This window comes from Bradyrhizobium iriomotense (assembly GCF_030160715.1).
Lineage (GTDB): Bacteria > Pseudomonadota > Alphaproteobacteria > Rhizobiales > Xanthobacteraceae > Bradyrhizobium > Bradyrhizobium iriomotense.
Genome location: NZ_BSOW01000080.1, coordinates 1 through 8,146, shown reverse-complemented (window position 1 = coordinate 8,146; position 8,146 = coordinate 1). Strand labels below are relative to the sequence as shown.

Here is an 8,146-nt window from a genome sequence, read left to right as displayed (position 1 = left end):
CGGGCACCGCGCAAGTCATCCGGGAAAGCAAGAACTGGAACACCACGATCAACGGCACGACCACCTCGCACTTCATGGTGCGCGACTGGCAATTGTCATCCGGTCGATACTTCTCGGCGGCCGAGGAAGCGAGCGCCGCGAAGGTCGTCATTCTCGGCAGTGCCGCCGCCAAAGAGCTGTTCGCGCCGGGCGACGATCCGATCGGCGCGCAAGTCAGGATCATGCAGGTCCCGCTCGAAGTCATCGGCGTGCTCGATCGCAAGGGTCCGGCGCAGGATGATGTCGCCTTCGTTCCACTGACCACCGCCAAGCTGCGCTTTCTCGGCAGCGCGAGCGGTATCAACCGGGACGCCATCGCCTATATCCTCGTCAAGGTCGCCTCCGATACCCAGATGGCGGGCGCGACGAGCGAGATCGAAGGTCTGCTGCGGCAACGACACCGGATTCCCGCCGGCCAGGCCGACGATTTCAAGGTGCAGGATCCCGCTGCCGCCATGGAGGCGCAACAGGGCGCCATCCGCACCGTGGCGCTGCTGCTGTTCGCGATCGCCTCGGTCTCGCTCCTCGTCGGCGGCATCAGCATCATGAACGTGATGATCGTTTCCGTCACCGAACGCACCCGCGAGATCGGAATTCGCCGCGCGCTCGGCGGCCGGATGCGCGATATTCGTTTGCAATTTCTTTGCGAAGCTCTCGTCCTTTGTCTTCTTGGCGGCGCCATCGGCGTCATCGGCGGCGTCACGCTGTCGATGACGGTGGCGCGATTGGCCGGCTGGATTACAGCGATCGACATGCGGTCGATTGGCCTTGCCGTTGGATTTTCAGCCGTGACCGGTGTGATCTTCGGGTTCTATCCCGCCCACATGGCTTCCAAGCTCAGTCCGATCGAAGCGCTCAAGGTGGAGTGAGAAAAATGCCGGCTCGACCTCATGCCACGGAGAAATTGGTCATGAACACAAAGGTAACCGTCACACCTACGCCGCGTGAGCGCGAGCTCATGATGCTGATTGCCCGTGGCATGCAGAACAAAAACATCGCCTGTGAACTCCAGATTTCAGAAAACACCGTGCGTGCGCATGTCAGCAACATCATACGCAAATACAATCTGCAGAACCGAACCCAGATTGCAGTCATTTACGCGCTCCAGGCGCCTTAGTCATGCATGCGACAACGACCTCGACGACTTCTGCCAAACACTCCGGCCCGCGTGTCGATGCGACGCCGGCGAGGTGTCGCTCCCACGTTGGTTTTGCATGAGACTTGGCAGGGTATTGCCGATGGCCCGGCTGAGGATGAAAGTCCCGTGTCGGAATGTCGGGCTTCGGAGCGCAACTGCGATGCCGGTACCCGCAAACAAGATCTGTACGCAGCAGTCGGCGTACATTCTGACCTTGCGGGGCATTGGCTCGTTTCGTTGGTGGCGGCTGCAGGCCTGCTCGCGATTGCAGCCATGATTTGGTAACTCGCTACGACGCCGGTTCAAGCCCGGCGGGGCCGTCAGCCTCGGTTTGCTGGAATCGGGCAGTAACTCAGCGGTAACTGGCGTATTTCTGCGGCGTGCCCAAACTGTCACGCTTGGCCGATAGCCGCCAATGTGGGCTGCCCAACTGCACAGGCGGGCGCGCAATCGGTCTCGCAGCCACGGACGCCCACGAGCAGTATTGCGCCCGAAAGACTTATAGTCGAGCGCCGGAACCATTGCCGGATCTTCCCGTTGACGCGAGCTGTCAGCGAGGACATATGCTAATCATTCGATATTTTCTGTTCACCGGCGCTTTTCTCCTGATCCTTCTCTTCATCGCCGATCGCTACCTTCCAGCTGCGACTGTGGCTCGGACCGACGACCAGGAGATCGATCGGACGATTATTCGGATTCACTCGGCGCGAATTCTTCCGGAAAAGATCGTATTCGACACATCGAACCCGTTCCAGCCTGCTGCTGCAGCGGCGGCCGAACCATTCGAAGACCAGCCGCGCCAAGCGTCTGCAACGGGGCCGCTATCCGCTCCTGCCGCGATCCCGCAGACCGCGCCGGTGAAAAGGCGCCTCGTTCAGCGCACGGTTCATTCACATCGGGCGACCAGTGCAGGCCAGCGTCGTCTTGCGTTCGATCAATGAATTCTCGTCGCATCGTAAGAACCGCCAAGAGCCCACCGCTTTTGGATGACGACATTTGCGTAGGGGCGCCCTTGTGCTAATAGGCTTTCATTGCGTCTATTGAGTAACCGTCGTCCCTTTTTGAACGCCCCTGCGGGCTCCTTTCCAAAGAACCGAGATCTTCCGAGTCTTAGGAGACGGCTACATGAAGTCTGTGCGGATCACGCCTGAAGATAGTTCGCGAAACGGCCAAAAAATCACGTTCCTACTGGCAATCGGCGCCGAGCGGCAATTGTGCCAACTTCAGACGACATTTCGGACTCCCGACCAGGCTTCCAGCTATCTTCACAAGCACCGAAAAGAGCTGGAGCGTGCGGCCCGCGAAAGACTCGCGCGTGGCGAATTGGAAGACGGTGTCGTCAAGCTGACAATGCTTTAGAGCTCACTCGCGCCGCCAGCCTTCACTCGTGCCGTTTGGGTGGAAATCTGTCGAATCGCTGAATGTTCGCGACTCTTACAAGATTGCTTGCTTTGCAAACGGCTGCTTGGCGGCGAGGCGCAAACCAGCTAGCGAAGTCTCTCGCGAAAACCAATTGCCATCGCTTTCGCCCGCAGAACTATCGAGATCTATTTTGAAGCTGCGTTAATGCTGTCGAGGCAGGAGTATCGCGACTCCAAGTCCGACCGCTTCAGCTACTCGTGGTTCTGCGAGAGTGCGTTTGAGCTAGAGGAGGCACGAGGCGCCTAGGTACTACCCGGCACCTTTCCACGCGGAATATTGCGGCATCCTTCAGAGATGCGCAGATATTGGTCTGAAGAGGATGCAATTTCAAAAGTGCGGTGGTTTACGAAAGTTCGCGAATGAAGAGTACGATGAACAGCTCCTCCTGTGCCAGGATCGTCGGCCTAGGTTTCATAACTTGTCTATCTTTCGGATCCAGCCACCGGTCACACGGCTCGCAACACAGTCGTAGGATCCCATGCAGGCTGTTTTCGTTCAAGGCAGGCGGATCTTGTGCTTCAACGCGGCACGATAACTACGCTCCTATTCGGACCTTCGCACAGGAGGGGTGCGGAGTGCTGCGAGCAGCGAACCGTCGTCGGCGAACAAGTCCCAGATCATGATTCCGGCGAGCGCATGGGCCCGAGCGTACGTGGCCTTGCATGCGATGGAGAGTGGATCGTCGTAGCTGATCCACAAGCGCCGTTCGGCGTTATAGAGCCACGGTACCTTGGCCTCGTCGCTCCAATACCGGCGAAACCCCTGCTCCTCCGGTTGCCGGGCAACGAGATCTCGATAATCGATGCCGTCGCTTCCTCCCCACTCCTCGCTCGCTGTAGTCCCCTGTTGGAAAAGCCCGCCCTTTTCTTGGGGTACGCCCGCAACGGCGCGGCCATAAAAGGCCATCCCAAGCGTCACCTTGGCAGGCGGCACGCCGGCACGGATCAAGGCGTTCACGCTCGCATCGACATTCAGGTCGGGATTTGGATCTCCGGCGCAGGCGAACAGTGGGGCATTGAAGCCGGCAAAGGTCGATCCTGCATGATAGTCGTAGGCCATCACATTAATTCGGTCGACCAGGCGGGCGAGAGCGGCCGCCTCGAGATTGATAATTTTGTCGGGCGTGGACGACACCGCGATGGTGAGCTCCAGGTTCCGGCGCTCCAACGCAGAAAAGTCCGCGAGCTTTCGGCGGAGCTCCGCAATCAGGAGCGTGAAATTGCCACGGTCCTCGAGGTGCGCGAGATTTCCGGGACGTCCTCCTGAGACGGGAAATTCCCAATCGACATCCACGCCATCGAACAGCCCCGGATACGGCCGAAAGAACGCCTCGATGACGGATTGTGCAAACCGCCCGCGAGAGAGCGGCGTGGCAGCTGCGGCCGAGAAATATTTCGATCCGCTCCAACCGCCCAACGAAATCAGGATCCGAAGCTGCGGATTGTTCCGCTTCAATTCGGCGAGTTGGGCGAAGTTGCCGCCGAACGGACCGGACGGCGCCGTCCCGTCGCAGTCTCCGGCGTCGAGGCAACGGTCCGTAAGTTCAGCTAGTCCTTCTGCCGAGACCGTGCCGAATGCGTACATTAAGTGGGTCAGCTCGCGAGCTGGGATCGTCTTGATGCTCGGACCGCCCGGCCGGGCCTTCCAAGGGGCCAGATAGCCGGCGACCACGGGGCTCCAGACTCGCGCCGCCCACCCCTGCTGCATCAGCGCTTGTCCGCACACGAGGGTAGAAAACCCGGCCGCGGCGAATGTTCGACGATTAACAAGACTCGCGACCATACTCTCTGCCGGATTGTTCGTTTGCGCCAATCGATGACACGGCGGCCTCCAGGATATCGCCCGGCATCACTGCCGCGAACTTGTCGACCATCGAACTGATCGGCTCCGTTCTCACCTGAATGCCTCGCGATCCGATAGACAGGCTCCGGTGCGACGCCCAGATGCACGCGCCATATACTTGGGGTCGATATAGCGGTTGTCCATACCCAACAGCCCGCGCCGTCAGTGCTGCCTTGCGCGGTGGCGTAATGTCCTCGCGAATAGGGAGGCCGATGAAGTGCCATGCGCGGCGGCCCCATTCCATTCGGCACAGTTCAGGGCGCCTCGAGGAAGGTGAGCAGGCCGTCGTTCGGTTGGAAGCGGTTTCGCTTGCCGCGCTCGTAACTTGAGCTTCGCTAGAGCGGCTTCCTTGGGGGTAAGCATCCGGCATGTCGGTTCCACCAGCCGGTGTATCGGCAAGGTTCGCGGACGGCCCTCTATTCCATCCCAGCATATTCTGCCCGGCCACTCTTCGCGGCACACCGATCTCGTCAGCTTCTCGAAAGGCAGCTCTGCTATCGAAGGGTTCGAAACGGCTGTGGTGGCTCTTAATTGGAGACGATGTATGGTCCTTAACGCTATCGATCGGTTGGCACCAATCCGCGAAGAGGGGACGAGCCGGCATGACAGTCCAACGGACTTTCAGCAGCAGCTAAGCGCGCTAAGGATGCCGGGGACGCTCAACAGGGCGGGCAATTCGCAGGGCAGCCCGTCGCCGGTCGGGGTGCAGACGCGTCTTCCACGGTCTCGCATGAACCTTCCGTATCGTGAGTCCGCGTTGCGCGACAGTCCTGACTTCGTGCGAAGGGACGCCCCGTCGGCGGAAATCGTCGCGACGCTGGCAGGAGCGGAGACGCGTCTCCCGCGGTCTCGCATGAACCTTCCTTATAATGAGTCCGTGTTGCGCGATGGTCCTGACTTTGTGCGCGATCCGTCGCAGGATAACCCGTCTCTGGACTTCAGCACGCCGCCCGGCGCGTTGCTGTCCGGGATAGAGACAGATCAACCGGAGTCTCGCATGAATCGTCCGTATAAAGAGTCCGTGCTTCTTGCCGATGCTCGCTTTGCGCCGCTTGATGAGACGATCAATAGTGCCGTCCAGGAGAAAGCCGGGGCATCGTCATCAACAACCTTATCTGAGCCATACTCAAAGCACCACTGGCGAAATATATAATCGCTAAGGGCCGCATCTGAGGCAGCCAAGCTGCCTCAGTATCATCCGAGCGATCTGCACGTTCTTCCTTAACCCATCGTGCCACATGTGCGCGATGGGGCCACTGATGCGCAGCTGGTCTCGCAAAGCGAAGAAGAATAAGGCCGCGTCCGGCCACACCGCGGCTTCCGACCGGCTATCCAGCATTGAAAGGCAACGACGTGTTCGAGCGTCGGTTGCGTGGGTTCGGACCAGGAGCGTCGATTTGCTTTAATCGGCGATAGTGGTCTTCCTAATGTTTACCGAAATCGCTCGCCTTTCGCATGTAATAGCCCTGCTTCTGAACAGCTAGCCTGATCTCGTGACTGACGCCAATTACCCGTGTCTTCTTTTTTCGCCACTTCGCGAGCGCACCCGTGACAGGCAGCGGAGCTCCCTGTGGAACAACTAACAGATCATGTTTATCGTTTAGATACACATCGAACATGTCCGACCTTTGGCTGAAATATCCTGGCTGTCTCATGTGTGCGGACAAGCGCGTTCATTGGACCTTCGCTCAAACTTGCCAACGATCACGTGTCCCCAGCGACCGAATGCGACAAGGTTCAGTCGCGATACGCTCGTAAACGCAAAAGTCCGGCTTTCACCGGACTTCGCTTGTCACACTATTTTGGCTTATGGTCAGCGTAGACAATCAAACGCCACCGGACCGATCCTTGCGACGTGGTGTGTGCGTGATGTCCTTGCGGCGGCAACGCGTGGCCTGCTGCAATGCCAATCTCGCGATGACAGCCCATGCACCGGTAGAGTCCGGCCTGGGGAGCTGCGGCTCCTGGCCCGTAATCCTGATCAAAAGCTTCGCTGGAAGATTGTTGCAGATAGCTCGCGTCTTTGTAGATAGCCATTTCACTTCTCTTGATTGACTAATCTATGGATCAAATGAAAATCATTCTCGGCGCGCAAACTCAGTACGAAACGAACGAATCTGTCGGCACGTACCGCGAAGGCGGCCGAAATTGCCTCTTTCCGGCGCTTGTCGAGCAGTTGCTGCCAACAACGCACGACCCACCGGAGCGGTGAATTTAGTCCTATGATTACGATCGCATTGTGCGTTTTTCGACCATCCTCTGCAGCATTTATGCGCAACCTCACGTTCGATTGCGCAGAGGATGATGCTCCTGGCCTTCGAGACAGAATCGCCAGGAGTCCGAGTAGTTCTACTGATCTCCTCCTTGCGCATGGCCGATGGCTCCCGATTCTGCGCAAGGCTTAAAGCCGACCTAGTATATTCGATTGCTTGGATCTGCGGCCCTTCTTCGTAGGTGTCGTCGCGCTCGACAAGCTCGCGATCGCGCCGCTTGCGGTCGTCTTCCAGAGCGAGCCGTATCGCATCGAGAAGCTCCTGCTCACGAAAGGGCTCGGGCAGGACTTCATCAGCGCCGAGCTTCATGGCCTGCACCGAGATGCGAACGTCAGAATGGCCGCTGATGAAAACGACGGAACCTGAGGCCCTAGAGTCCGCAGTGTTCGCTGCACTTCCGAACCGCTCGGGGAAGTGCCCGGGAAACCGAACGTCGAGCACCACGCACGACGGAAAATCGGCGAGCTTTTCCACCAGGAATTCGTCGCTCGAGCCGAACAGTTTCACCTGAGCAGATATCAGTAATTGAGCGGAAGAAACTCTGGAGCGGAGGGGGTGAGCGATAGAGCGCGCCCGACGATGCGCTAAAGCAAACTTCCTGAGCTTGTCCTTCCGCAGGTCGTGTCGGCCGTCTTAGACGGAGTCCTTGGATCTCTCCTCGTGCTCCGTCGAAGCGCTCTCTCCTGCTATCGCAATCCAAAGCTTTATCGGCATTTTCAATCTATTTCTCAGCGTGCAATCCTTGCGTGCCGCACTAATAGATGAATTGCCGGAGACCGCTCGGGGTGGAGGAGCGAACACAATGATGAATGCTTAGGCGTTGTGCAAGACCCTTACGCGACGCGACGGGAATGGTTCCGGAATGGCGTCAAATAGTTCGCCCTGTTGAGGGAGGTGTGGCCGTTCACGTCGCTTATGCTAACTGGGGGCACGGTATGGATAAGCGTCGAAGGCGGCAGCAACGGATCGAATCAGAAAGCGATGTTCCTGCCTTACGCGGATCAAACCGTCTTCGATGTCCACTATCCCGTCTTCGGCGAGGAGCGCCAAGCGTTCAGCTGAATCGAGGAAAGAACTGGGATCAAATCCGTGGGTGGCGCAGATTGCCGGCAAGTCGGCCTCTAGATCGCACATCAGCCGCTCGATTATTGCGCCTCGGACGCGATCTTCCGGGGTGAGGCAGCAGCCCTTTAATGTCGCCAGACGGCCAGCTCTGATCTGCCGGCTGTAAGGACCCTCAGTAACTTCGTTCTGGACGTAGCCATCTCCCAATCGTCCAACAGCCGACGGCCCGAAGCCGATCAGCGTTCTACAGGTATCTGCCGAGTAGCCCAATGCGCGGCGGCGATCAGGGTGAGACTCCAGCGACAATCAAGGTGAGACTGCGCCGATGGGGACGGACCGAAGGGAGGGCGTAGCCCGACCGGAGGAC

8 protein-coding genes and 1 pseudogene are annotated in these 8,146 nt (G+C 58.7%); 5 read left to right on the top strand and 4 right to left on the bottom strand.

The features are described from left to right. From QQL28_RS45120 to QQL28_RS45105, 4 genes are all read left to right on the top strand, one after another. The coding region (locus QQL28_RS45120; RefSeq protein ID WP_284276306.1) for an ABC transporter permease at positions 1-908 on the top strand (908 nt) is incomplete at its 5' end. 41 nt (positions 909-949) lie between these two features. Continuing rightward, complete coding sequence (locus QQL28_RS45115) at positions 950-1,156, top strand: response regulator transcription factor (protein ID WP_283037523.1); 207 nt, start codon at positions 950-952, stop codon at positions 1,154-1,156. Between the two features lie 542 nt (positions 1,157-1,698). Then, the gene (locus QQL28_RS45110) at positions 1,699-2,118 is read left to right on the top strand and encodes a hypothetical protein (RefSeq protein ID WP_284276305.1); all 420 of its coding nucleotides are present in this window, start codon (positions 1,699-1,701) and stop codon (positions 2,116-2,118) included. 184 nt (positions 2,119-2,302) lie between these two features. Further along, positions 2,303-2,536 (top strand): hypothetical protein, encoded by a 234-nt coding sequence (locus tag QQL28_RS45105; protein WP_284276304.1) that lies wholly within the window; start codon positions 2,303-2,305, stop codon positions 2,534-2,536. A gap of 606 nt (positions 2,537-3,142) precedes the next feature. Here QQL28_RS45105 and QQL28_RS45100 read toward each other — a convergent pair. Beyond that, complete coding sequence (locus QQL28_RS45100; RefSeq protein WP_284276302.1) at positions 3,143-4,381, bottom strand: glycoside hydrolase family 18 protein; 1,239 nt, start codon at positions 4,379-4,381, stop codon at positions 3,143-3,145. Between the two features lie 913 nt (positions 4,382-5,294). Here QQL28_RS45100 and QQL28_RS45095 point away from each other — a divergent pair. Then, positions 5,295-5,594: a hypothetical protein gene (locus tag QQL28_RS45095; RefSeq protein ID WP_284276300.1), complete on the top strand. Its 300-nt coding sequence runs from the start codon at positions 5,295-5,297 to the stop codon at positions 5,592-5,594. 644 nt (positions 5,595-6,238) lie between these two features. On the opposite strand, the gene QQL28_RS45085 is transcribed toward QQL28_RS45095, so the two are convergent. From QQL28_RS45085 to QQL28_RS45075, 3 genes and pseudogenes are all read right to left on the bottom strand, one after another. Next, positions 6,239-6,478, bottom strand: coding sequence for a hypothetical protein (locus QQL28_RS45085; protein ID WP_284276296.1), 240 nt, complete (start codon positions 6,476-6,478; stop codon positions 6,239-6,241). A 41-nt stretch (positions 6,479-6,519) separates the two neighbouring features. After that, a complete protein-coding gene (locus QQL28_RS45080; RefSeq protein ID WP_284276294.1) occupies positions 6,520-7,221 on the bottom strand; it encodes a response regulator transcription factor in 702 nt (233 codons plus the stop codon). 411 nt (positions 7,222-7,632) lie between these two features. Continuing rightward, positions 7,633-8,061 (bottom strand): annotated as a pseudogene (locus QQL28_RS45075) (coproporphyrinogen III oxidase); the annotation flags it as partial. Between the last annotated feature and the right edge of the window lie 85 nt (positions 8,062-8,146).